Here is a 952-nt window from a genome sequence, read left to right on the forward strand (position 1 = left end):
TTGTTGGCTTTCAAATCAGCAAGCATCCGTTTGAAGTCCAAGCCGTATTTTTCGCTTAATTTTTCGGCGCGTTTTTTTAAGTTGTCGAGATTTTGCTCTTTGGGGCTGCTTTGGAATGCCATGACCGCTACGTTGCCGTGGCTTTCGGCAGGCAGCTCGAGCACGCGGCCGTCAAAGACGTTGAGCAGGCGTTCGACAAAGCGTTGATAACGCTGGTCGCCGCTCCACCAGTTGGTGACAAATACGCCGTCTGAAGAGAGGGCATTGCGGCAGTCTTGGAAGAAGGGCTCTTCCACCAAAGCATCGATAATCTGTTCGCTGTCAAAACCATCTACCAAAATCACATCGGTATTGTGGCGGAACACTTTAATATATTCAGCACCATCCGCCTCGATAATTTCAAAATTTTCGCCTTCGTGCGGCAATTCAAACAGGCTGCGCGCCACGGCGATGACTTGCGGATTGATGTCAATGGCGGTTTGCTTGGTATCGGGCAGGTAGCTGTCTATCCAACGGGCAAACGAGCCGCCGCCCAAGCCAATTTGGGTGATGTGTTTGGGCGGGGTTTCTGCAAACAGCAACCAACCCATCATGGCGCGGCTGTACGACAACACAAGCTCGGACGGATGATCGACATTCATAGAACTTTGAATGGTGTCGCTGCCCAAGTGCAGGGAACGGATATTGCCCTCTTCGGAAATGCCGACTTCGGGCAGATGGGATTTGGCTGGGCGCAGGCGGCGGTAAGGATGGCGGGGTGGCATGTGTGCAGACGAAAGATGTAAAAGGCGTTATTTTAACAGAAACCATGATGTTTTGCGCTGGAGCGGTTTTCAGACGGCCTTTGAGCGTGTTGAATTGAGAGGTAAGGTATTTATTTAATTTTCTTTAAAATCATTGGTTTTTATAATTTCGTGAGTAACTTTGTTTTAAAATGCTTGCCAAGATGGGA

The 952-nt window shown here is 49.4% G+C and carries 1 protein-coding gene; it reads right to left on the reverse strand.

Annotation, left to right across the window (positions count from 1 at the left end; translation table 11 throughout):
- The coding region (locus tag ACTHS3_RS15115; RefSeq protein WP_440368382.1) for a polyamine aminopropyltransferase at positions 1–764 on the reverse strand (764 nt) is incomplete at its 3' end.
- Between the last annotated feature and the right edge of the window lie 188 nt (positions 765–952).

The organism is Neisseria sp. P0009.S007 (assembly GCF_051962515.1).